The 22,433-nt window shown below is 57.8% G+C and carries 21 protein-coding genes and 2 pseudogenes; 8 read left to right on the forward strand and 15 right to left on the reverse strand.

The annotated features are described in order from the left end of the window. Positions 1-111: 111 nt before the first annotated feature. Positions 112-2,746: pseudogene (gene mutS, locus ACLGGT_RS06635) on the forward strand (DNA mismatch repair protein MutS). An 18-nt stretch (positions 2,747-2,764) separates the two neighbouring features. Here the strand turns inward: mutS and ACLGGT_RS06640 are convergent. After that, entirely contained in the window at positions 2,765-3,325 is a 561-nt protein-coding gene (locus ACLGGT_RS06640) for a nucleotide exchange factor GrpE (RefSeq protein WP_008282741.1), read from the reverse strand. A gap of 9 nt (positions 3,326-3,334) precedes the next feature. Then, the gene (gene hrcA, locus ACLGGT_RS06645; RefSeq protein ID WP_008282742.1) at positions 3,335-4,399 is read right to left on the reverse strand and encodes a heat-inducible transcriptional repressor HrcA; all 1,065 of its coding nucleotides are present in this window, start codon (positions 4,397-4,399) and stop codon (positions 3,335-3,337) included. Positions 4,400-4,515: 116 nt separating this feature from the next. Here hrcA and rph point away from each other — a divergent pair, with 116 nt between their 5' ends. The 3 genes from rph to hemW are packed head-to-tail and all read left to right on the forward strand — an operon-like array spanning position 4,516 to position 6,983. After that, entirely contained in the window at positions 4,516-5,232 is a 717-nt protein-coding gene (gene rph / locus ACLGGT_RS06650) for a ribonuclease PH (RefSeq protein ID WP_008282743.1), read from the forward strand. Further along, complete coding sequence (gene rdgB, locus ACLGGT_RS06655; RefSeq protein ID WP_008282744.1) at positions 5,225-5,833, forward strand: RdgB/HAM1 family non-canonical purine NTP pyrophosphatase; 609 nt, start codon at positions 5,225-5,227, stop codon at positions 5,831-5,833. The genes rph and rdgB overlap by 8 nt, the downstream gene beginning before the upstream one ends. Then, the gene (gene hemW / locus ACLGGT_RS06660) at positions 5,796-6,983 is read left to right on the forward strand and encodes a radical SAM family heme chaperone HemW (protein ID WP_437195384.1); all 1,188 of its coding nucleotides are present in this window, start codon (positions 5,796-5,798) and stop codon (positions 6,981-6,983) included. The genes rdgB and hemW overlap by 38 nt, the downstream gene beginning before the upstream one ends. On the opposite strand, the gene ACLGGT_RS06665 is transcribed toward hemW, so the two are convergent. From ACLGGT_RS06665 to hemJ, 7 genes are all read right to left on the reverse strand, one after another. Continuing rightward, the gene (locus ACLGGT_RS06665) at positions 6,980-7,885 is read right to left on the reverse strand and encodes a ParB/RepB/Spo0J family partition protein (RefSeq protein ID WP_081507247.1); all 906 of its coding nucleotides are present in this window, start codon (positions 7,883-7,885) and stop codon (positions 6,980-6,982) included. The genes hemW and ACLGGT_RS06665 overlap by 4 nt on opposite strands. A 16-nt stretch (positions 7,886-7,901) precedes the next feature. After that, positions 7,902-8,711 carry a ParA family protein gene (locus ACLGGT_RS06670; RefSeq protein ID WP_151979674.1) on the reverse strand — a complete coding sequence of 270 codons (810 nt, stop codon included), beginning with the start codon at positions 8,709-8,711 and terminating at the stop codon, positions 7,902-7,904. Then, complete coding sequence (gene rsmG, locus ACLGGT_RS06675) at positions 8,704-9,309, reverse strand: 16S rRNA (guanine(527)-N(7))-methyltransferase RsmG (RefSeq protein WP_421999294.1); 606 nt, start codon at positions 9,307-9,309, stop codon at positions 8,704-8,706. Before rsmG ends, ACLGGT_RS06670 begins: the two co-directional genes overlap by 8 nt. Then, the gene (gene mnmG, locus ACLGGT_RS06680) at positions 9,306-11,168 is read right to left on the reverse strand and encodes a tRNA uridine-5-carboxymethylaminomethyl(34) synthesis enzyme MnmG (RefSeq protein ID WP_437195385.1); all 1,863 of its coding nucleotides are present in this window, start codon (positions 11,166-11,168) and stop codon (positions 9,306-9,308) included. The genes rsmG and mnmG overlap by 4 nt, the downstream gene beginning before the upstream one ends. Before the next feature lie 12 nt (positions 11,169-11,180). After that, the gene (gene mnmE, locus ACLGGT_RS06685) at positions 11,181-12,467 is read right to left on the reverse strand and encodes a tRNA uridine-5-carboxymethylaminomethyl(34) synthesis GTPase MnmE (protein ID WP_437195386.1); all 1,287 of its coding nucleotides are present in this window, start codon (positions 12,465-12,467) and stop codon (positions 11,181-11,183) included. A gap of 26 nt (positions 12,468-12,493) precedes the next feature. Next, positions 12,494-13,765 (reverse strand): transcription termination factor Rho, encoded by a 1,272-nt coding sequence (gene rho / locus ACLGGT_RS06690; protein WP_037298660.1) that lies wholly within the window; start codon positions 13,763-13,765, stop codon positions 12,494-12,496. 123 nt (positions 13,766-13,888) lie between these two features. Beyond that, a complete protein-coding gene (hemJ, locus tag ACLGGT_RS06695; RefSeq protein ID WP_437195387.1) occupies positions 13,889-14,338 on the reverse strand; it encodes a protoporphyrinogen oxidase HemJ in 450 nt (149 codons plus the stop codon). 419 nt (positions 14,339-14,757) lie between these two features. Between hemJ and ACLGGT_RS06700 the strand changes: the two genes are divergently transcribed. The 4 genes and pseudogenes from ACLGGT_RS06700 (at position 14,758) to dnaQ (ending at position 17,506) form a co-directional block, all read left to right on the forward strand. Then, the gene (locus tag ACLGGT_RS06700; RefSeq protein WP_437195388.1) at positions 14,758-15,357 is read left to right on the forward strand and encodes a Maf family protein; all 600 of its coding nucleotides are present in this window, start codon (positions 14,758-14,760) and stop codon (positions 15,355-15,357) included. Continuing rightward, positions 15,354-16,202 carry a shikimate dehydrogenase gene (locus tag ACLGGT_RS06705; RefSeq protein ID WP_437195389.1) on the forward strand — a complete coding sequence of 283 codons (849 nt, stop codon included), beginning with the start codon at positions 15,354-15,356 and terminating at the stop codon, positions 16,200-16,202. Before ACLGGT_RS06700 ends, ACLGGT_RS06705 begins: the two co-directional genes overlap by 4 nt. After that, positions 16,199-16,818, forward strand: a pseudogene (coaE, locus tag ACLGGT_RS06710) (dephospho-CoA kinase). The gene ACLGGT_RS06705 and the pseudogene coaE overlap by 4 nt, the downstream one beginning before the upstream one ends. Next, a complete protein-coding gene (gene dnaQ, locus ACLGGT_RS06715) occupies positions 16,811-17,506 on the forward strand; it encodes a DNA polymerase III subunit epsilon (protein ID WP_437195390.1) in 696 nt (231 codons plus the stop codon). Before coaE ends, dnaQ begins: the two are co-directional and overlap by 8 nt. On the opposite strand, the gene secB is transcribed toward dnaQ, so the two are convergent. From secB to ACLGGT_RS06745, 6 genes are all read right to left on the reverse strand, one after another. Next, a complete protein-coding gene (gene secB, locus ACLGGT_RS06720; RefSeq protein ID WP_008282757.1) occupies positions 17,503-17,997 on the reverse strand; it encodes a protein-export chaperone SecB in 495 nt (164 codons plus the stop codon). The genes dnaQ and secB overlap by 4 nt on opposite strands. Positions 17,998-18,053: 56 nt before the next feature. After that, a complete protein-coding gene (locus ACLGGT_RS06725; protein WP_237183429.1) occupies positions 18,054-18,755 on the reverse strand; it encodes a hypothetical protein in 702 nt (233 codons plus the stop codon). Between the two features lie 327 nt (positions 18,756-19,082). Continuing rightward, positions 19,083-19,991: a hypothetical protein gene (locus ACLGGT_RS06730; protein WP_437195391.1), complete on the reverse strand. Its 909-nt coding sequence runs from the start codon at positions 19,989-19,991 to the stop codon at positions 19,083-19,085. A 38-nt stretch (positions 19,992-20,029) separates the two neighbouring features. Next, positions 20,030-20,470, reverse strand: a complete 441-nt coding sequence (locus tag ACLGGT_RS06735) for a winged helix DNA-binding protein (protein ID WP_008282760.1) — start codon at positions 20,468-20,470, stop codon at positions 20,030-20,032. A gap of 56 nt (positions 20,471-20,526) precedes the next feature. Further along, a complete protein-coding gene (locus ACLGGT_RS06740) occupies positions 20,527-21,831 on the reverse strand; it encodes a TRAP transporter large permease (RefSeq protein ID WP_008282761.1) in 1,305 nt (434 codons plus the stop codon). Further along, the gene (locus tag ACLGGT_RS06745) at positions 21,821-22,381 is read right to left on the reverse strand and encodes a TRAP transporter small permease (protein WP_437195393.1); all 561 of its coding nucleotides are present in this window, start codon (positions 22,379-22,381) and stop codon (positions 21,821-21,823) included. Before ACLGGT_RS06745 ends, ACLGGT_RS06740 begins: the two co-directional genes overlap by 11 nt. Positions 22,382-22,433: the final 52 nt, after the last annotated feature.

A 22,433-nucleotide genomic window follows, 5' to 3' on the forward strand; every position in this document is an offset into this window, starting at 1 on the left:
GGCACCCGCCCGCAATCGCGCTTTGGTCTTTCACCCCGCAGCATGGATTTGTAAGGTCGCTCAAGCAACAAGGGGGCGCAGGTGAGCACCACGGGATCAACCGTCACGCCGATGATGGCACAATACCTAGAGATCAAGGCGCAATATCCCGAGGCGCTGCTTTTCTATCGCATGGGCGACTTTTACGAACTGTTCTTTGACGATGCCGCCGCCGCCGCCGAGGCGCTCGATATCGCGCTGACAAAGCGCGGCAAGCATCTCGAGCAGGATATTCCCATGTGCGGCGTGCCTGTCCATGCCGCCGAAGGCTATCTTTTGACCCTCATTCGCAAAGGGTTTCGCGTCGCCGTCTGCGAACAGATGGAGGATCCCGCCGAAGCCAAGAAGCGCGGGGCGAAATCCGTGGTTCGGCGCGAGGTGGTGCGCCTTGTAACCCCCGGCACCCTAACCGAGGAAAGCCTGCTTGAGGCACGCCGCCACAATTACCTTGTCAGTTTTGCAACCGTGCGTGGCGCGGGCGCGCTGGCTTGGGTCGATATTTCCACCGGCGCTTTTCATGTCATGCCCTTGACCCCCGCGCGGCTCGGCCCCGAATTGGCCCGCCTCGCCCCGCGCGAAGTGCTGCTGACCGAGGCGGATATTGCAAATCTCGGCGAATTAGTCTCTGAATCTGGCGCTTCTCTCACCGGTCTGGGGCAGGCCGCGTTTGACAGCACAGCAGGCGAGCGACGGCTTTGCCTGCTCTATGGCGTTGACACGCTCGACGCCTATTGGGTCTTTCACGCGCCCCGAAATCGCTGCGATGGGCGCGATCGTGGACTGGCTCGACATCACACAAAAGGGCAAATTGCCCCTGTTACAGCCCCCGACCCGCGAAAACGAGGCGCGTGTCATGCAGATCGACGCCGCCACCCGGCGCAATCTGGAATTAACCCGCAGCCTGAATGGCGGCCGCGCCGGCTCGCTTCTTGCGACCATCGACCGAACCGTGACAGCAGGCGGCGGACGGCTCCTCGAACGTCGCCTCTCCAGCCCCAGCCGCGCGCTCGACACCGTGCAATCCCGCCTTGAATCAGTGCATTTCGCGGTGGAACAGAGCCGCATTTGCGCAGACCTGCGCGAATCCCTGCGCAAGGTGCCCGATCTTGACCGTGCTCTGTCACGCCTGGGCCTTGATCGTGGCGGTCCGCGCGATTTGGCGGCGGTGCGCAACGGGCTGGCACAGGCCATGGAAATTGCCCAGCGCCTCGCCAATACGGACCTTCCCCCGCTTCTGCACCAAGCAGCTCTGAGTCTGACCGGTCATGACACCCTTCTTGACCTCCTCGATCAGGCCCTGGTCGCAGAGCCACCGCTTCTGGCGCGCGATGGCGGCTTTATCGCGCCGGGCTATGACAGAGACCTCGACGAAGCACGCCAATTGCGCGACGAAGGGCGCGGTGTGATCGCCCGAATGCAGGGCGACTATATCACCCAAACCGGCATTCCCTCGCTCAAGATCAAACATAACAACGTGCTGGGTTATTTCATCGAAGTGACCAGCACCCATGCCGACCGCATGCTGAGCGCGCCGTTGAACGAAACCTTCAAACACCGCCAAACCACGGCCAATCAGCTCCGGTTCACCACCGTGCCCCTGAGCGAGATGGAAACCCGGATTCTGAACGCAGGCGGTCGTGCGCTCGAGATCGAAAAGCGGCTCTATGATGCCCTGAAGACCGAGATTCTTGACCGCGCCGCCGAAATTGCACACTGCGCCCGCGCGCTCGCCGAACTAGACCTGACCACCGCTCTCGCCGATCTCGCGCGGGCTGAAAACTGGTGCCGCCCGAACGTAGACCAGAGCCGCGCGCTCAACATCATAGGTGGGCGGCATCCCGTTGTGGAACGTGCCCTGCGCGCCCAGGGCGGCGCACCCTTCATTGCCAATGATTGTGATCTGGGCGGCAAGAGCGATATTTGGCTACTGACCGGCCCGAATATGGCGGGTAAATCCACCTTTCTGCGCCAGAACGCACTCATTGCCCTTATGGCCCAAATCGGCAGCTATGTGCCTGCGACATCCGCCCATATCGGCTTGGTCAGCCAACTCTTTAGCCGCGTCGGCGCGTCAGACGATTTGGCGCGCGGGCGCTCGACCTTTATGGTCGAAATGGTCGAAACCGCTGCGATCCTGAATCAGGCAGACGATCATGCGCTGGTGATTCTTGATGAAATCGGGCGCGGCACAGCCACGTGGGACGGGCTCAGCATCGCATGGGCCACGCTGGAACATCTGCACGATGTCAACGCCTGCCGCGCGCTCTTTGCCACGCATTACCATGAACTGACCCATCTTAGTGACAAACTCGACCGCGTCGAGAACGCCACCGTAAGCGTCAAAGAGCACGACGGCGATGTCATTTTCCTGCACGAGGTGCGGCGGGGCGTTGCGGATCGTAGCTATGGCGTGCAGGTCGCCAAATTGGCCGGTCTCCCTGCCTCGGTGGTGGCGCGGGCACGGGTGGTGCTCGATGCGCTGGAAAAAGGCGACCGCGAAGGCCACCGCGCACAAAAAACGCTGATCGACGATCTACCGCTCTTTGCGGCACTCGCGCCGCCCCCAGCCCCCAAACCACCCCGCGAGTCGGTGGTGGAAAAGCGCCTGAGCGCGATCCTGCCCGATGCTCTTACGCCCCGCGAAGCGCTTGAACTGATCTATGAACTGAAGTCGCTTAGTCAGGAACAGGCCGACAAGGCGGGGTAACCCCCGCCCCATCGCACATCATCCACGATTCGAGGATACGCCCACCTGCGCCGGGCGCAAAATGCGATCATGCAGCATGAAGCCCTGAGTCGAGACCTGAATGATCTCTCCTGCCTTGGTGCCGGGCAACGGCGCCTCGAACATCGCCTCGTGATGCTGCGGATCGAATCGGTCTCCGACCTGCGGATCAATCACGGTGATGCCATGCTTGGTAAAGACATTGAGCAATTCGCGCAAAGTCAGCTCGATCCCCTCAAACAGGGCCGCTGACGCAGCACGTTGCTCTTCATTCACGGTTTCAAGCGCCCGCTTCAGATTGTCATGCACCGGCAGCATATCGCGCGCCAGCTTGGATCCGCCATAATTCTCGGCCTCGCGCCGATCCTTCTCGGACCGCTTGCGCGCATTCTCGGCATCAGCCAGCGCGCGCATGAACTTGTCGCGCAGGGCGTCCCGCTCGGCGCGCAGCGCGTCAAGCTCCACCGCTTCATCACTCATATCGTCATCCATACGCTCGCGCTCTTGCGCGGCGGCCTCTTCGATATCATCGAGAAAGCTGTCTTCTTTCGGCTCTGCCATTCTTCACCTCTAGCTCCGGTCGGAGATCAGTTTACCCACGAGCTGCGCCGTGTAATCCACAATCGGCACAATCCGCCCGTAATTGAGGCGCGTGGGGCCGATAACCCCTACCGCACCGATGATCTTACGGTCAGCGTTCATATATGGAGAGACCACCAAAGAGGAACCCGAAAGTGAGAAAAGTTTGTTCTCGGAGCCAATAAAAATGCGTACTCCGGCCCCCTCATCGGCCAATTCAAGGAATTCAGCGATATCGCGCTTGCGTTCGAGATCGTCAAACAGGATGCGAATCCGTTCCAGATCCTTTTCCTCAGAGGTCGCATTGAGCAGATTGGCGCGACCTCGCACAATCAGCCGCTCGTATTTGTCGCCCTCGCCTTCCCACACTGCAAGCCCGCTATCAATCAGATCGCGGGCAAGCTGATCAATCTCCTGCCGCCGCGCGGCAATCTGACGTGAGATCACAGTCTGCAAATCCGAGAGCGTTTTGCCCTCGATCAGCGCGTTAAGAAAATTCGCGGCCTCGCGCATGGAACTTGGCGTTTGGCCCGGTGGCGGGGTGAATATCCGGTTCTCGACATGCCCATCGGAAAACACCAGCACCACAAGAGCGCGGTCATGGCCAAGACTGACGAATTCGATATGTTTGATCGGCGCCTCATGCTTGGGCGCAAGAACCAGCGATGCGCCCCGCGTAACACCAGAGAGCGCAGCCCCGATGCGATCAAGCACACCGCCCACATCCTGCGAATTGCTGCCGACCGTCGCATCAATCGCCTGCCGGTCCGTGGCCTCTAGATTGCTGACCTCAAGCAGACCATCGACAAACATCCGCAGGCCTTCTTGCGTGGGAATGCGCCCCGCGCTGATATGCGGACTGCCCAACAGGCCCATATATTCCAGATCCTGCATCACGTTGCGGATCGTGGCGGCACTAACCTTTTCGCTGAAGTCACGGGTCAGGGTGCGCGACCCAACCGGATCGCCATTGGCCAGATAGCTCTCGACCACGCGGCGAAACACTTCGCGCGAGCGATCGTTGAGCTGTTCGAGGATCGAGGCGGCGTCTGTCATCGGCTGTGCTTCCTGTCTCTTGGGCTATTAAGGACCGCAGAGGCCAAAGGTCAATCGGGGTTGCCATAGGAGGGCTTGCCCATATATCTCGGGGCAATCAAGGAAAAGGACATGCCATGCGGCCGTCAGGTAGAAATCTAAGCGAAATGCGCTCCGTTTCAATCGAAACAGGGGTGCTCAAACATGCAGAGGGCTCTTGCCTGATCAAGATTGGTGATACGCATGTCTTGTGCACCGCCACTATCGAAGAGCGCGTCCCGCCTTTTGTCAAAGGTTCTGGGCTGGGCTGGGTCACGGCAGAATATGGCATGCTGCCCCGCTCTACCGGCAGCCGCATGCGCCGCGAGGCGACGGCAGGCAAACAGGGCGGGCGCACCGTTGAAATCCAACGCCTGATCGGCCGCAGCCTGCGCGCCGGCGTCGACCGCGTGGCCCTTGGCGAACGCCAGATCACGGTGGATTGCGATGTGATTCAGGCCGATGGCGGCACCCGCTGCGCCTCGATCACCGGCGGCTGGGTTGCCCTGAAACTGGCGGTGCAAAAGCTGATGAAAGCGGGCGATGTGCTTAGCGATCCGCTGATCGACCCTGTCGCAGCCGTATCCTGTGGCATCTATGCTGGCCAACCCGTGCTCGATCTCGACTATCCCGAGGATAGCGAGGCCGGAGTGGATGGCAACTTCATCATGACCGGCACAAAACGCCTTATTGAAGTGCAGATGAGCGCGGAAGGCGCAACCTATAGCCGCGATCAGATGAACGCGCTGCTTGATCTGGCCGAACTCGGCGTTGACCAGCTGGTGGCGAAACAACGCGAGGCGACGGGTGCGTAAATTCACCGACGACCGGTTGCTCGTTGCCACCCACAACGCCGGAAAACTTGACGAAATTCGGGCGCTTTTGGCGCCCTACGGCGTTGATGTGGTTGGTGCCGCCGCGATGGGGTTGCAGGAGCCTGCAGAGACAGAAACAAGTTTTGTCGGCAATGCGCGGATCAAGGCCCATGCCGCGGCGCAGGCCACAGGCCTGCCCGCACTCTCGGACGACTCCGGGATAGCGATTGACGCACTTGACGGCGCACCGGGCGTCTATACGGCAGATTGGGCCGAAACAGAGACGGGCCGCGATTTTGGCAAAGCGATGTCTCGGGCACATGAGGCGCTGTTGGCCAGCAAAGAACCACAGCCCTGGACAGCACGGTTCTGTTGCACATTGGTCTTGGCCTGGCCCGATGGGCACGACGAGGTCTTTGAAGGTACGGTCGAGGGCTGGGTGGTCTGGCCCATACGTGGCGCAGAAGGGCACGGTTACGATCCGATGTTCCAGCCGCTCGGTCACGATCTGACCTTTGCCGAAATGTCGCCCGCAAAGAAGAACAGGATCAGCCACCGCGCAGATGCGTTTGGTAAATTGGTCGCAGGCTGTTTTGGCTGAGGATTGGCAACAGGGCGGCTTTGGTCTCTATCTGCATTGGCCCTTTTGCGAGGCCAAATGCCCCTATTGCGATTTCAACAGCCATGTCGCGCGCCACATCGACCAGAGCCGCTGGTGCGCGGCCTATCTCACCGAGATTGATCGCTACGCCGCGCTTTTACCCGGACGTGTGCTCAATACTGTGTTCTTTGGTGGCGGCACACCCAGCCTGATGGCTCCGGAAAAGGTGGCAGCGATTATTGAGCGGATCAAACACCATTGGCCTATGGCGAATGACCCTGAAATCACGCTCGAAGCGAACCCCGGCTCGGTCGAGGCCGGGCGCTTTCGCGCCTTCGCACAGGCGGGCATCTCGCGTATTTCTATGGGTATTCAGGCCCTGAATGACGCCGATCTCAAACGGCTGGGCCGTATCCACAGCGTTTCCGAGGCAAGGCAAGCTTTTGATATCGCGAGAGAAACCTTTGAGCGTGTCAGTTTTGATCTGATCTATGCCCGACAAGATCAAACTCTCGACTCTTGGAAAACGGAACTGCGCAGCGCGCTCTCTATGGCGGTGGATCACCTGTCGCTCTACCAGCTTACCATCGAATCCGGCACAGCCTTTGGCGATCGCTACGCAGCGGGCAAGCTGCGCGGGTTGCCAGAGGATGATATCGCCGCAGAAATGTATGAGACGACACAAGAGATCTGCGCATCTGCTGGCCTGCCAGCCTATGAAGTGTCGAACCATGCGCGCGCCGGTGCGGAATCGCGGCACAATCTGATCTACTGGCGCTATGGTGACTATATCGGCATCGGGCCGGGCGCGCATGGGCGGATCACGCACAATGGCCAGAAATACGCCACCGAGGCCCATCGGGCACCGGGCAAATGGCTGGAATCTGTGGAAAACAGCGGTGTGATTGAGACACGCGAGCGCCTGTCTGGTCCGGATCAGGCCGTAGAATACTTGTTAATGGGCCTGCGCATCACCGATGGAATTGATCCGGCGCGTTTCGAAAGGCTCGCAGGCAAACCTCTTGACCCCGCCGCTGTCGATCATTTGGTGTCCATCGGGATGATCGAAACGCACGACAACCGCCTTCGCGCCACCCGTTCAGGACGGGCGGTGCTCAATGCTGTGATTCGCGATCTCTTGCCGGATTAAATGCTGAGCATGCCAATCAGGCGATCCAATTGATCAAGCGAGGCGTAATGGATCGTAATTCTCCCGTTCTCCTGACCGGGAACATGCTCAATCTCGACCTTCATGGTTAAACTGGCCGAAAGATCGTCCTCCAGCGCCCGAGTATCAGCATCCTTGAGGATCTCTTTGCGCGGCTTCGCTGAACGGCCGGTGTCGCTAAAGATGTTACCGATTCCAGCCTTAGCCAATTTCTCTGTCTCACGCACCGACAGCGATTTCTGGATAACCTGACGCGCGATAGCCGCAGGATCGTCCAATGTAATCAACGCTCGCGCATGACCCGAGGACAGCTTGCCTTCACGCAGAAACGTCAAAACCTCATCGGGCAAAGACAAAAGGCGCACTGAATTCGCAATATGGCTCCGGCTTTTACCCAGCGCGTCAGCCAGCCGCTCTTGCGTATGACCAAACTTTTGCATCAATTGCTGATAGCCAAAGGCCTCTTCCACCGGATTGAGATCGGCGCGTTGAATATTCTCGATGATGGCAACTTCGAGCACTTCGGTATCGTTGAAATCACGCACCAAAACCGGAATCTGATGCAACTTGGCCATCTGAGCCGCACGCCACCGGCGCTCGCCGGCCACGATTTCATATTCCCCATCCCGGTCCGGGGCGGGCCGCACGATCAGGGGCTGCAAGATTCCCTTTTCAGAAATCGACCGCGCCAGATCCTCGAGAAGCGCACCATCAAAATCCCGACGCGGCTGGTTCGGGTTAGGCCGGACCTTTTCCACCGGCACCATCAGATCCGGACGCCGCGGCGCATCAGTGGGGCGTTCCGGGCTCTCTGTCGTGACATCCGCCATCAATGCTGACAGCCCACGGCCAAGACCACGTGGTTGAGATTTCTTGCTGGTCATTGCCGATCCCCTTTGATCAGGCGGCGATTCGCGCCGTATTTTCAATCAGTTCCTGCGCCAACTCGCGATACGCTTGCGCCCCCTTGGACAGCGGATCATAGCTTAGCACGGACATGGCATAAGACGGCGCCTCGCTTACACGAACATTTCGGGGAATCCGCGTACGAAAGACCAGCTCCCCAAGATTGTCACGTGCGTCCTGTTCAACCTGGGTAGAGAGGTTGTTGCGCGAATCAAACATTGTCAGCACAACTCCCTCGATCCGCAGCGCCGGATTCGCTGTCTGACGAATCTCTCTAATGGTCAACATAAGCTGCGACAGGCCCTCAAGCGCAAAAAACTCGCTCTGCAGGGGCACAAGAACCGAATGCGCCGCGACCATTGCATTCACCGTCAAAAGATTGAGCGACGGCGGGCAATCAATCAACACATAATCAAACCCATAAGCATCCATCGCAGGCTGTCGCAGGGCGTCATGCAGCAGGAAACTGCGTTTCTCGTTTGCAATCAGCTCGATATCAGCAGAGGAGAGATCGACCGTCGATGGAATGATCGAAAGCCCATCTTGCGCAGTCGGCTGAATAACATCCCCCAGCGGCGCCTCATCCAACAAAAGATCATAGACTGTAAATTTCCGCGCCGCCACATCCAGCCCAAGACCAGTCGAGGCGTTGCCCTGCGGATCAAGATCAACGATCAGCACCCGCACGCCGGTTTCTGCCAGCGCGGCCGCCAGATTAATGGTTGTCGTGGTCTTGCCTACCCCACCCTTTTGGTTGGCAATCGCAATGATCTTCGGTCCTTCGGGGCGCGTCGGATCAGGCACGGGACACTCCTGTGATGGCAAAAATGACAGATCCATCTTCTGTTGCACTTTTAACAAGCCGGTGGGTGAATGACCACGTCCTTTCGGCTGCGGCCATTTCATTCTCCCAGCGGGCCCCCTTGAGGAAAAGTGCAACACCATCCTGTGCTAAATGGCGCTCGGAAAACTCCAAAAGCCCACTTAACTCCGTCAGCGCGCGCGCTGAGAGCACATCCGCTTCTTGCGGTCTGACCTTTTCAATCCGGTCATTGAGAACCATCGCGTTAAGCCCTGTCTCTCGAATCACAACCCGTAGAAACGCCGCCTTACGGGCATCCGATTCAATCAACGTCACCCGTCGGGGCGAACCACCATCCTGAGCCAAAATCGCAACCACCAAGCCTGGAAAGCCGCCCCCTGATCCCAGATCAACCCAATGATCCACCGAAGGCGGAGCAAGTGCATGAATTTGCGCAGAATCGGCGAAATGCCGTGTCCACATCTCATCAAGGCTTTTTCTTGAGACCAGGTTGATGCGCGGGTTCCACTTGACCAACAAATCTGCATAAATTTCAAGCCGAGCCTGTGTTTCACGTGAAACATCCGGCAAGCCGGTCACGCGATCTTCTCCCGCGCCGCTTGGCGCAGTTTTGCAAGAATCAGGCTTAGCGCCGCGGGTGTCATCCCCTCGATCCGTGCCGCCTGAGCAAGATTCTCTGGCTGCACCTGCGCCAGCTTACCCTTGAGCTCATTCGATAGACCCTCAATGCCATGATAAGCAAAATTCTCTGGAATAACATGCGCTTCATCACGCTTCATCATCGCCACATCACGCGCCTGCCGTTCAATATAGCTGGCGTAAAGAGCGTCACGCGCAAGCTGCTGCTGACACTCCAGATCAATCTCCGAATAGCCCTGATCCAGCCGCAGAAGATCCGAGAAATCAACATCGGGAAAGGATAGGATCTGAAATGCGCTGCGCCGTGCACCATCCTGGTTCACTTTGAAACCGCTCTCAGACAATTGGCGCGGAGTAAAAGTTGTCGCCTCCAACCGCTGTCTTCCTTGAACCAAACGCTCCATCTTGTCGCCAAAGACCGCCCGGCGTTCATCTCCAACACAGCCAAGATCGAGGCCCAGAGGCGTAAGGCGCTGATCCGCATTATCCGCACGCAACGAAAGACGGAACTCTGCGCGCGAGGTGAACATGCGATAGGGCTCACTCACACCCCGTGTGGTCAGATCATCGATCATCACCCCAATATAACTATCGGTGCGGCTAAACTGAACCGGCTCGCGTCCTTTCGCCTCTAGCGCCGCATTCAGCCCTGCAACCAGGCCTTGCGCTGCGGCCTCCTCATATCCAGTTGTCCCATTGATTTGTCCCGCCAAAAACAGGCCCGGAACAGCCTTGACAGCAAGACGGCTGTCAAGCGCGCGAGGGTCGACATAGTCATATTCAATCGCATAACCAGGCTGAAGTATCTCGACCCGCTCCAGCCCAACAATGGACCGCACATAGGCCTCCTGAACGACCGCCGGTAGCGATGTCGAAATCCCGTTGGGATAGATCACGTGATCCGACAAGCTTTCTGGCTCCAAGAACACCTGATGCGAGGTTTTGTCAGAAAACCGTACGATCTTATCCTCGATCGACGGGCAATAGCGGGGCCCAATCCCATCTATATGGCCGCCATACATCGCCGAGCGATCCAGGTTTTTCCTAATTATATCATGGGTCTGTGCATTCGTATGCGTGATCCCACAGCACACCTGCCGGGCCGTTGGGCGCTTGGACAGAAACGAAAACAGCACCGGGTCATCATCCCCCGGTTGCTCCTCCAGTCGCGACCAGTCAATCGTCTTCCCATCTAACCGGGGCGGCGTGCCAGTCTTTAGCCGGCCCATCGGCAGTCCAAACCCATCCATACGCTCTGCCAACATCACTGCGGGGCGGTCTCCCATACGGCCCCCCGGATAGGACTCATCCCCAATGTGAATCACACCACGCAAAAAGGTCCCGGTTGTTAGCACCACTGCGGATGTCGAAATTTCGCTTCCATCCGCCAAACGCACACCGGCGACGCGCTCGCCTTGCATCACAAAATCGGCCGCCTCACCCTCAACAATTTCCAAGGTTGGGCAGGACTCAAGTTCTCGCAGCATCTCTTCGCGGTAAATCTTGCGATCGGCCTGTGCCCGCGGCCCCTGCACTGCGGGCCCTTTGCGCCGGTTCAACAACCGAAACTGAATGCCCGCACGGTCCGCAACTCGGCCCATGACCCCATCCAAAGCGTCAATCTCACGCACGAGGTGGCCCTTGCCAAGCCCCCCAATCGCTGGATTGCAAGACATCACCCCGATACCAGCCCGGTTCAACGTCACCAGCGCGGTTCTCACACCCATGCGCGCGGCCGCATGCGCGGCCTCCGCGCCAGCATGCCCACCACCAATAACAATGACGTCAAAATGTTTCACGTGAAACACCTCTCATTTACCCAAGCAGAAGCTGGCGAAAATTTCATCGAGCACCATCTCGACATCAATACGTCCTACCAGAGAATCAAGCGCTCGGATAGCCGCACGTAGCTCCTCCGCCGCAACCTCCGCCGATGCCTCCCCATACGGAAGAAGCTCCAAAGCAGCCTGTAGCGCACCCAATCCGCGCTCCATGGCTTGCCGATGCCGCGCCCGCGTTGCAATCCCCGCACCAGCGACACGTTTACTTAACACCTGCCCAATCCGCGCTACCAACTCCGACACACCAGCACCCGTTTTGCCAGAAATGGCGTTCTCAACACGTCCCAACAAATCTGCCTTAGCCCAAAGGATGATATCATCCTCACGGGGGTCCATCTCCGGCTTCTCCCCAGCCTCAACAAGAAACACCCGCAAGTCAGCGGCATCCGCCCGCGCCCGCGCCCGCGCAATGCCAATGGACTCCACGGCATCCACCGTCTCACGCAGGCCCGCCGTATCGAGCAATGTCACCGGCAACCCGGCCAGATCCATGCGAACCTCAATCACATCCCGCGTCGTCCCGGCATATTCCGAGGTAATCGCCGCCTCCCGACCTGCCAAACTGTTGAGAAGAGTGGATTTTCCCACATTCGGTGCCCCGATAATCGCAACTTCGAATCCACTACGGATCCGCTCCCCAACCCAGCTGCCAGCGATCTCCCGCTCGAGAGCCTCGGCTACCTCTCTCACCAGCGCCGTCACCTCAAACGAAACGTCTACCGGCACTTCCTCATCGGCAAAATCAATCGTGGCTTCCAAAAGCGCCACCGCCCGCAGCAAAAGACCCCGCCACGCCTCGCATTTCCCGCCCAATGCACCAGAAAACACCCGCAGCGCCTGCTTGCGCTGTGCTTCAGTCTCCGCATCGATAAGATCAGCCAGCCCCTCAACCCGCGCCAGATCAAGTCGGCTATTTTCCAAGGCCCGGCGGGTAAACTCGCCCGGTTCCGCCAACCGAAGACCGTCAATTCCCCCAAGCACGTCCAGCACTGCCGCTACAACGGCCACGCTGCCATGAAGATGAAATTCCACTGTCTCTTCGCCGGTAAAACTCTGCTTTTCAGCAAACGTCAGCACCAGCGCTTGATCCAACTGCGCGCCCTGCCCATCCCGCAACACCCTCAAGACAGAGTTGCGCGGCTCCGGCACGTCACCACAGATGTGCAGACAGGCGTCAAACGCGCGCGGCCCGCTAACCCGGACAACCGCAACACCCGCCTTCCCCTGTGCTGTCGCCAAGGCATAAACCGTGTCCATCCGGACACCTCCGCTTTCGCTCCGCCTCAGGTGTTCATCGAGTCAAAGAACTCGGAATTCGTCTTGGTCTGCTTGAGCTTCGACAACAGAAACTCGACCGCATCGGTCGTGCCCATCGGATTCAGGATCCGCCGCAGAACAAATGTCTTCTGCAAATCGCCCTTGTCGATCAGCAGATCCTCTTTCCGCGTCCCAGACTTGAGAATATCAATCGCCGGGAACACCCGCTTATCCGCAACCTTGCGATCCAACACGATCTCAGAGTTGCCGGTGCCCTTGAATTCTTCAAAGATCACCTCGTCCATCCGGCTGCCCGTATCAATCAAGGCCGTCGCGATAATCGTCAGCGATCCACCCTCTTCGATATTCCGCGCCGCGCCAAAGAACCGCTTGGGCCGCTGCAACGCATTGGCATCCACACCCCCGGTCAGCACCTTCCCCGAGGACGGCACTACCGTGTTATAGGCCCGCCCCAACCGCGTGATCGAATCAAGCAGGATCACAACATCCCGCTTATGCTCCACCAGCCGTTTCGCCTTCTCGATCACCATCTCCGACACCGCCACATGCCGCGTCGCAGGCTCGTCAAAGGTCGAACTCACAACCTCGCCCTTGACCGAGCGCTGCATATCCGTCACCTCTTCCGGCCGCTCATCGATCAAGAGGACGATCAGATAGCATTCCGGATGATTTTTCTCGATACTATGCGCGATATTCTGCAACAGCACCGTTTTACCCGTGCGCGGCGGCGCCACAATCAAAGACCGCTGCCCCTTCCCGATGGGCGCAACAAGGTCGATGATCCGCGCCGACCGATCCTTGATGGTCGGATCTTCGATTTCCATCTTGAACCGCTCGTCAGGATAGAGCGGCGTCAGGTTATCAAACGCAATCTTGTGCCGCGCCCGCTCAGGGTCCTCAAAGTTGATCTGTGTAACAGAGGTTAGCGCAAAATACCGCTCCGTCTCATCAGGCTGCTTCATCTGCCCTTCGATCGTATCACCAGTGCGCAACGAATACTGTCGGATCATGTCAGGCGAGACATAAATATCGTCCGGACCGGGCAGATAATTGGCCTCCGGTGACCGCAGGAATCCAAACCCGTCCTGCAGAACCTCCAGCACACCATCGCCGTAAACCGTCCAATCCTCCTCGGCCCGCTCCTTGAGGATCGAGAACATCATCTCGCCCTTGCGCATGGTCGAGGCATTCTCGATTTCCAGCTCTTCGGCGATCGTCAACAACTCCTTGGCGCTCAGCGCTTTGAGGTCGGACAGGTTCAAACGGTCTTCGGACATGGGAAATCCTCTGGTGACACCCGATTTCGGATGCGGCCTATGGTCAGATACGGGAATTTGACAGCCACCAGAACAGCGGCCCAGCGCTTACATAAGCAAGAGGGCCCGCCGCGTCAATCCGGCTCAGAACTTGACCACGACAGCAAGCACGATCACCACCATCGCCAGTGTCGGCACCTCATTCATAATCCGATGCTGTCTGCCGGTGCGCGTATTGGCCCCTCGGGCAAATTCCTTGCGCCGTGCACTCAGCCACATGTGAAACCACGTCATCACGACGACGCCCGCCAATTTTGCATAGGGCCAAGCAGATCCCCAATCGACAATACCCGGTGTCATCACCAACAACAGGCCAAAACCCCAGGTCGCGATCATCGACGGCTTCATGATATACCGCAAAAGTTTGTATTCCATGACTTGAAAAACACTGTCCCGGCTATCCCCCGGCTCGGACTGTTCCGTGTGATAGACAAACAGCCGCGGCAGATAGAACAACCCCGCCATCCAGGCGATCACAGACATAATATGCAGCGCCTTGATCCAAGGATAAGCCACACTCAAGACGTCACTCATGCAATTCTCCGATCCAACCCTGTTCTTCTTAAATATTAAGAAAGAGATAAGAAAGGATGTTGTGTGAAGTAGGGCACGCCGAAACTGTGGATTAAATCGCTACCCACAGGATCATCCCCATGGGGACAACACTGTTGACGGTTTTTCAAGCCTCTGTTGTTTTCACGAAGTGACCGTCAAAATATATCATAACCACAATAGGTTACATTAAACTCCCCCAAGTTGTGGTATCGCTGTGTCCTTGGGATAATTCGGCCAATCAAACATTGTCCTCACACCAAAGTTGTTCTTTCCCACAGAGGATGACTCACCTCAGATCAATCCTGAAATTCAGAGTTGTCCCCGCTCTGCTGCATGGGATGGATTTCTCCCGGGATTATTCCTAAACAGTCCTGCATGTTGTTCCGCAGGTTATCCACATGAACGCCCCCATCATTCTCGCCTCCGGCTCTTCTATCCGCCAGAGCCTCTTGCGAAACGCCAGTCTTACCTTTGAGGCGGTCACACCCCGCGTCGACGAAGAAAGCGTGCGCGCCGCCCTTCTGGCCGAGGACGCCAAGCCGCGCGACATCGCCGATGCTTTGGCAGAGCTCAAGGCCACCAAGATCAGCGCCCGCCATCCCGCAGCGCTTGTCATTGGCTGCGATCAAGTCCTCGATCTTGAAGGAGAGCTTTTATCCAAGCCAGAAACCATGGATCAGGCCCGCGCACAGCTTTCCGCCATGCGTGGCAAACGCCATGATCTTCTCTCAGCGGTGGTGATCTGTCAGGGGGGTCGTCCGCTCTGGCGTCATATCGGTATGGCGCGCATGACGGTCCGCCCCTTTTCTGACGACTGGCTCGAGGGGTATCTTGCCCGAAACTGGCCTGACATTTCCGTGAGCGTCGGGGCTTACAAGCTCGAAGCGGAAGGCGTGCGCTTGTTCTCTCGCGTGGATGGTGATTATTTTACGGTGCTCGGCTTGCCGCTGCTCGATCTTTTGTCCTTTCTCACCCTCCGAGGAGACCTGCAACAATGAGCGATGACAAACAGCCCCTTGCCAGAATCCCACTGGCGGGCGTCATTGGATCGCCTATCGCGCATTCGAAATCGCCGCAATTGCATGGGCACTGGCTCAAGACCAACGGTATTGCAGGCCATTATATTCCTATGGATGTCAGCGCTGATAATCTGGCTGAAGTTTTACAAACCTTGCCAAAAATGGGCTTCGTTGGCGTCAATATCACCGTCCCGCACAAGGAACGCGCATTGGCCTTGGCCGATCTTGTAACAGATCGCGCCACTCTGATTGGCGCAGCCAATACGCTCATTTTCCGCAAGGATGGCAAACTGCATGCCGATAACACCGATGGCTATGGGTTCATTCAGAACCTCCGCCAAAACGCCCCCACGTGGCAGCCAGAGTTGGGCCCCGCTGCTGTCCTCGGTGCCGGCGGTGCTGCGCGTGCGGTGGTGGCGTCACTTCTCGATGTTGGCGTGCCGGAAATCTTCATTTCCAACCGCACCCGCATCCGCGCCGAAGCGTTGCAATCTGAATTTGGCAAGCGTCTGACCGTGGTCGATTGGGTGCAGGCCGGCAATATGCTGGAAGAGGCGACGACAGTCGTCAACACCACGTCCCTTGGTATGTTGGGCAAGCCGCCCCTGCGCGTGCCGCTTGATGGCTTGCGGCGCGGCGCGTTGGTCACAGATCTCGTCTACGCACCCCTCAAGACCCAGTTCCTGATCGAGGCCGAAAAAATGGGCTGCGTCACCGTTGACGGTTTGGGCATGCTTCTGCATCAGGCGGTTCCCGCATTCGAGCGTTGGTTTGGCGTCCGCCCCAATGTGGATAGCGCCACCCGCGCCGCAGTCTTGCGATGACCATTCTGATTGGCCTGACCGGTTCCATCGGAATGGGCAAATCAACCACCGCCCGCCTCTTTAACGAAGAGGGGTGTCCTGTCTGGGATGCCGACGCCGCTGTGCATCGTCTCTACGCTCCCGGTGGTGCCGCCGTGGCACTCATGGCGGCCACCTTCCCCGAGGCGATCGAGGACGGGGCCATCTCCCGCGCCCGGCTCAAGGCGATCATGTCCCGCGATCCCTCTGCCCTCGCTCAGATCGAATCCATCGTGCATCCGCTGGTCGCGCGCGACCGTGCGGATTTTGTACATAATCACCGTAAGAACCTTACAGAGCTTACAAATCCCGCGCCCGTCCTCGTCCTCGATATTCCCCTGCTTTTTGAAACCGGCGCGGATCGTGGCATGGATTACACCGTCGTGGTCAGCGCCCCCCCGAAGTGCAGCGCGCCCGCGTCCTTGAGCGTGGCACCATGACCCCAGAGCAGTTTGAGAATATTCTTGAAAAACAGATACCTGATGCCGAAAAACGCGCCCGCGCCGATTATGTGATCGAGACCGAAACCCTTGAATCCGCCCGCCAACAGGTCCAATCTATCCTTCGCGACATAAGACAAAGGGCAGACCATGCGTGAAATCGTTCTCGACACGGAAACCACTGGTTTTGAACCAGAATCCGGCGACCGCATCGTCGAGATTGGCGCTATAGAGCTCTACAACCACATGCCCACAGGCCGAACCTTTCACAAATACATCAACCCGCAGCGCGCCATGCCCGAGGCCGCCTTTGCGGTTCATGGCCTTGGCGATGATTTCCTGCGCGACAAGCCCTTATTCGCTGAAATTGCTCAGGAATTTCTTGATTTCGTGCAGGATGCGCGGCTTGTCATCCACAACGCGGCGTTTGATATGAAATTCCTCAACGCCGAACTCGGCTGGCTCAAACTGCCACAACTGCCATGGGATCAGGCGGTTGATACCCTCGCCATCGCACGCAAGAAATTTCCCGGCTCTCCGGCCTCGCTTGATGCGCTATGTCGCAGATTTCAAATAGATAATTCCGCCCGCACCCTGCATGGTGCCCTGCTTGACTCCGAGATTTTGGCAGAGGTTTATCTGGAATTGATCGGTGGTCGCCAACCCGATTTCGTGTTGGCCACGGGGCCAACCGCAAAATCTGGTGGCTCGACCGACACAGCTCACTGGCGGCCACAGCCCAGACCGACGCCGCTCGCCTCTCGTCTGACAGCCACAGAGAATGACGCCCATCAGGCCTTTGTGGCCAAGATGGGCGACGCCGCACTCTGGCGGAAATTTTCTTAGGCGTCAGCCTTGGGCGCAGACACTTGCGCCTGACGGCGCGCAATTTCGTTGCGATAAAGCTGAACGAAATCAATGTTTTCAAGGTTCAACGGCGGGAAGCCACCATCATGCGTAATGTCGCTGACGATACGCCGGATGAACGGGAAAACCATCCGCGGACATTCGATCAACAGGAACGGATGCAGCTGCTCTTCCGGCACGCCTTCGATGTGGAAAACGCCCACATATTCCAGCTCCAGAACGAACAAAACTTCATTTGCGGCCTTGTTGCGCGAGTTGATGGTCAGTTTGACCACCACTTCATATTGATGCTCCACGCTGCGCTTCTTGGCATCGAGATTGACCGACACCTGCACATCCGGCTGCACCTCACCCCCAGTGCCCCGCTGTGCAAGCACATTCTCAAAGGACATATCGCGAATGAATTGCGATAGGATGTTCATTTTCATTTGTGGCCCGGCTTGTGCGGTGCCATTTTCATGTTCGGCCATGAAAACCTCCTGAAGGGATAATCTTCTCATTCCCTTAGCAGGACGCGGGCCTTGCCTCAATGCCCATCCTGTGCCGTGGATGGGTTCAGCCTTTCAACAGCCGAAAACAAACACTTGCGAAAGAAAGGCTTAGCCAACACCATATTTTGCTTGCGAGGCACCAACACATCCAACCTTGCCTTCGCGGCCCGGCTGCTCATCAGGATCACGGGCACCTGTGCAAGACCGCTGCGGATATACTCCAACTCGCGTGGAACAGCGTCTGACCCGCCAATGTGGTCGACATCGAGCACAAGCAAGGACCACCGCTCTGGCCTTGCAATCAAGTCTCCAATCAATGTGTCATGGTCGGAACACAAATGCACCTCGCAATCATACTCCGCCAGCCATTCACAACATTTTCGGCTATTTCGATCGCTTGCCGCGCTCACCGCGACCCGCCGCACACGGTTCAAACCCTCCATTTTCGGCTGATATGACAGCCAAACGGGCGGTTCTGTATCAATGAGCCTATCGTTGATCCCGTCCCACCGCTCTGCATCATAGGGGCTCTGCGGTTCTTGCGCGGCGTTGCGCATGTAATACGCGCCAAACATCACCAGAATAAAACTGACCTGCGTTGCATACGCCGCAAGAACAGCCCACCAAAGCGACGGGAGGATAAAAACCGTCGTTGCAAACACCACAGTCGCAACCCCGAGACTCAGCAAGATCGTTGTAATCGCAAACCCCGGTTTGGCACGCGTATTGGTCCGCAAAGGATCATTGCCCTTCGCAGCTCCGAAGTCTGGCGTCGCGTCGAAACGCGGTTTGATATCCGTTTTTATCAATGTACTCTCAGTCGGTGGGTTCACTCAGATAAAGAAGAACACAACCATATGATGAAACGATACCGGCATGCAGCGTCCTTTTTTCAGGACCGTCTTGCGGCCCGAAATCTGTTTTCATCAAGGGAATGGTAGATTTACCAACAAAACGGCACTTTGGTCGACCGTTGAAAGATACCAGACCATAGGCCCAAGTTAAAGGCGCAATTGAAAGAGCCCAAAGGTCTAATCACGCTAGAGTTGTATTAAATCAGACATCTAAGAGGGCATATCCGACATGCGCCTTTTCAAAAGCCGCATCAATGGAGCCATAACCAATGGGGTAACGTACATCGGCACCTGATAGCAGCCGATGAAAAGCAACAAGTCAGAGGCCGTATTCGCAGGCAGCGCGCCCAGAAAGAGCGCTAAATTGCGGTTCCCTCCAATAACGGCAAGTGCTGGTGCGGCCTCTGCGCGGCCAAACCGGGTCACCCCCAAGAAAATGGTGATCTGCGCCCCGAAATTCAGACCAAAAACAACTGCCAATGTGCGCCAAAGCTCAGGGCTTGCTGTCAGCAATGCTGGGCCTACTGCGGACATCAACCCAACGACAACCACGGCCATTACCACGGTTATCAGGCCTTCAACCGCTCTTTCCCCTTGGAATGATTGGAAAAAACTAAAGCACCGGCGCAAAATCAGGCCAAGCCCGCCCGCAACAGCAATCACACCAAGCAGCTTTGCCGCTGCAATGGCCACCACTGCAGGGCTACCGAACACCGGCATCACCCAAAACACCGGCAAGACGGTGAGCGGCAAAAGCATCGTACCAATGATCAACTGTCGCAAGGCCGGTGCCGGATCGCCCCCCACCATCAGGGTAAGGCCAGGGCTGCCCGTCAGCGGGGCGGCGGCCAGCACCAACACCATCCCGATCCCAAGGATAGAAGTCAGCGCGCCCATCACCGCCAATAGCCCGATGGCACCCATCGGCAAAGCGACCTGCATCATCAGCGTAATTCCCAGATAGCCGGGAACATCGGCCCAAGCAGGAAAGGCGCGCAGAACGTCAACCCGAAGGGTGCTGAGAAACAAAAGGAAAACAATCATCGGAAAGATGAACGGTGCCAATTCCTTGGCTAATCTGGGTGCCAAAATGCCCACGACCAACCCTAGAGCAAGCATCAAGCGCCCATGACGCGCCAAACCATGCAGAAGCGCAATCAAATCGCTGCCGCCCCACGTGCCGCTTGGTCATACCCACCCGACAGCGCCCTAAGCAGCGCTGCAAGCCGCGACACCTCTGCCGGGTCAACCCCCATCTGTTGCACGGAACGAACAAGCAGCGCCTCGCGCACCCGTCCATATTGCGCGCAATAGTCTTGCCCTGCCTCGGTGATGGTGATCGTCTTTTCCTTGCCGCTGCGGCCAGAGCGCACAAGCCCCTGCTTTTCCAGCTTTTTCACAGCGTAATTGACCAGATGTGTATCCTCGATATTCAGCACGAGGCAGATATCGGCAAGGCTTTTGGCGCGCTCCCGGTGATGCACCAGATGCACGATCAAAACCTCTAGCGGGGTCAGTCCCGGCATCCCTGCCGCCGTCATGCAGCGCACCATCCAGCGCTGGAATGCGTGGTTCGCCATGGTCAGGGCAAACTCCATCTCTGACAGTTCCGGTAATCCCGAATTGGCCAGATGTGCCGATGAGACAACAGGCCCTAACGCGCCAGCATTGTTTGGGGTATCCATAGGGCAATCTCCGGAAATAGCGTCAGAATGGCGGTGGCCAGCACCAAGAGCAGGAAAAACGGAAAGGCATAGCGCGCAATCTCGAAAATACTGCGCCCGGTGATGGATTGCAGCACAAACAGGTTGAACCCCACAGGGGGTGTGATCTGGCTCATCTCTACAACAAGGACAAGGAAGATCCCGAACCAGATCGGATCAATGCCGGCGGCAAGCACCATGGGCAGGATCACCGAGGTGGTCAGCACAACGATGGATATTCCGTCCAGGAACATGCCGAGAATGACAAAAAACACCACAAGTGCCGCGAGCAGCAGATTGGGCGAATACCCCTGCTCTCCGATCCACGCCGCCAGGGCGCGCGGAATGCCGGTATAACCCATGGCAACAGTCAAAAAGGCTGCGCCTGCCAGAATAAAGGCAATCATGCAGGTGGTGATCGTCGCACCGCGCAGTGCCTCCCACGTGCTCTGCCAATCCAGCGAACCACCAATGGCCGACAGGATCAGCGCACCTAACACGCCCACGACAGCGGCCTCTGTCGGCGATGCCAATCCAGCATAGATCGACCCGATTACCGCGACGATCAACAGGATCGTTGGCCCCAAGAGTGTGAGAGCCCGGAGTTTTTCACCCCATGATGTTGCTGGTTCCCGCTCGGGCATGCGCTCTCGGTTCATCAGCGCCCAGATCATTGTGTAACCGGAAAAAAGCACAGCAAGCAGAATCCCTGGACCGATCCCCGCCAGAAACAGCCGCGCGATGCTTTGTTCTGTTGCAGCGCCATAGACGATCAGGATGATAGAAGGCGGAATGAGAAACCCAAATGTGCCCGATCCGGCCAGTGTGCCGATGATCATCCGGTCGTCATAACCGCGCTTCGTGAGTTCTGGCACAGACATCCGCCCAACGGTTGCTGTTGTCGCAGCGGACGACCCAGAGACAGCGGCAAAGAGCGCGCAGCCAAATATATTGGCATGGAGCAGGCGCCCCGGCAGTCGTCCGGTCAGGGGGGCAAGGCCCGAAAACATGTCAGACGACAGGCGCGAGCGGAACAGGATCTCACCCATCCAAATGAACATCGGCAGCGCCGTAAGATCCCAGATGTTCAGCGCGCCCCAAACTTTGGTGCCAAACACAAGCTCGGCCGGTGCGGTGCTGGCCAGCATCATTGCCACCAGCCCGACTGCGATCAGGCCAAACCCAACCCACAGGCCAAGCGCCAACACCCCAAAAAGGACGACAATCAAGAGAAGAGAGAGGATTTCAATGCCCATCCTGAACCCCTTTGCCATCCTCGGCCCGCTGAAATGACGGAACGGACCCGCGCAAGAGCGTGACAAACTCGTCGAGCAAGGCCACCCAGAATAGGCACAGCCCCACCACCATCACCGTTTGCGGCAGCCAGAGCGGGAACTTCGCCATGCCGAAAGAGACTGCGTTGAAGGCCCATGAATCCCATGCCTGCACCCCCGCGCTGTAGAGCGCAAAGCTGCATAAGCCAAGCGCCAGCAAAAGAGCGACGCCAGAGAGCATCCGCGCAGCCGACGGCGGCACTGAATGGATCAGCAGCGTCACTCGCACATGGCCACCCGACCGAAGCGTACCCGCAAGTGCCAGAAAAACCGCACCAACGAACAGGAACCCGCCCAATTCCGATAAGGATGTGATGGCGATACCCACCGGTTCTTGGCCAATGGCGAGCAAGGTTTTGTCGATTACCCGCCCCAGCACTTGCACCAGAACCAGCCCGGCAATTGTAACAAGCGCGAGGGCGGCCAAAACAAACCCCGCTGCATAAAGACGATCAAGCAGCCCGCGCAGCATCCGCAGCCTCCCTTATGTCAGAGAAATGTGGCGCGGGTTTGCCCCCGCGCCG

This window comes from Roseovarius sp. MS2 (genome assembly GCF_051447875.1).
Taxonomy (GTDB): domain Bacteria; phylum Pseudomonadota; class Alphaproteobacteria; order Rhodobacterales; family Rhodobacteraceae; genus Roseovarius; species Roseovarius mucosus_A.

Coding starts and splice junctions, on each gene's coding strand:
- ACLGGT_RS06735 (WP_008282760.1), bottom strand. CDS start 20,470: ATGGAGTTTGCCCTGACCATGGCGAACCACGCATTCCAGCGCTGGATG.
- hemJ (WP_437195387.1), bottom strand. CDS start 14,338: ATGAGTGACGTCTTGAGTGTGGCTTATCCTTGGATCAAGGCGCTGCAT.
- hemW (WP_437195384.1), top strand. CDS start 5,796: ATGCGTTTGGTAAATTGGTCGCAGGCTGTTTTGGCTGAGGATTGGCAA.
- rph (WP_008282743.1), top strand. CDS start 4,516: ATGCGGCCGTCAGGTAGAAATCTAAGCGAAATGCGCTCCGTTTCAATC.
- ACLGGT_RS06640 (WP_008282741.1), bottom strand. CDS start 3,325: ATGGCAGAGCCGAAAGAAGACAGCTTTCTCGATGATATCGAAGAGGCC.
- rho (WP_037298660.1), bottom strand. CDS start 13,765: ATGTCCGAAGACCGTTTGAACCTGTCCGACCTCAAAGCGCTGAGCGCC.
- ACLGGT_RS06705 (WP_437195389.1), top strand. CDS start 15,354: ATGAGCGATGACAAACAGCCCCTTGCCAGAATCCCACTGGCGGGCGTC.
- dnaQ (WP_437195390.1), top strand. CDS start 16,811: ATGCGTGAAATCGTTCTCGACACGGAAACCACTGGTTTTGAACCAGAA.
- secB (WP_008282757.1), bottom strand. CDS start 17,997: ATGGCCGAACATGAAAATGGCACCGCACAAGCCGGGCCACAAATGAAA.
- hrcA (WP_008282742.1), bottom strand. CDS start 4,399: ATGACAGACGCCGCCTCGATCCTCGAACAGCTCAACGATCGCTCGCGC.
- ACLGGT_RS06745 (WP_437195393.1), bottom strand. CDS start 22,381: ATGCTGCGCGGGCTGCTTGATCGTCTTTATGCAGCGGGGTTTGTTTTG.
- mnmE (WP_437195386.1), bottom strand. CDS start 12,467: ATGGACACGGTTTATGCCTTGGCGACAGCACAGGGGAAGGCGGGTGTT.
- ACLGGT_RS06730 (WP_437195391.1), bottom strand. CDS start 19,991: ATGCTTGCTCTAGGGTTGGTCGTGGGCATTTTGGCACCCAGATTAGCC.
- ACLGGT_RS06665 (WP_081507247.1), bottom strand. CDS start 7,885: ATGACCAGCAAGAAATCTCAACCACGTGGTCTTGGCCGTGGGCTGTCA.
- ACLGGT_RS06740 (WP_008282761.1), bottom strand. CDS start 21,831: ATGGGCATTGAAATCCTCTCTCTTCTCTTGATTGTCGTCCTTTTTGGG.
- ACLGGT_RS06700 (WP_437195388.1), top strand. CDS start 14,758: ATGAACGCCCCCATCATTCTCGCCTCCGGCTCTTCTATCCGCCAGAGC.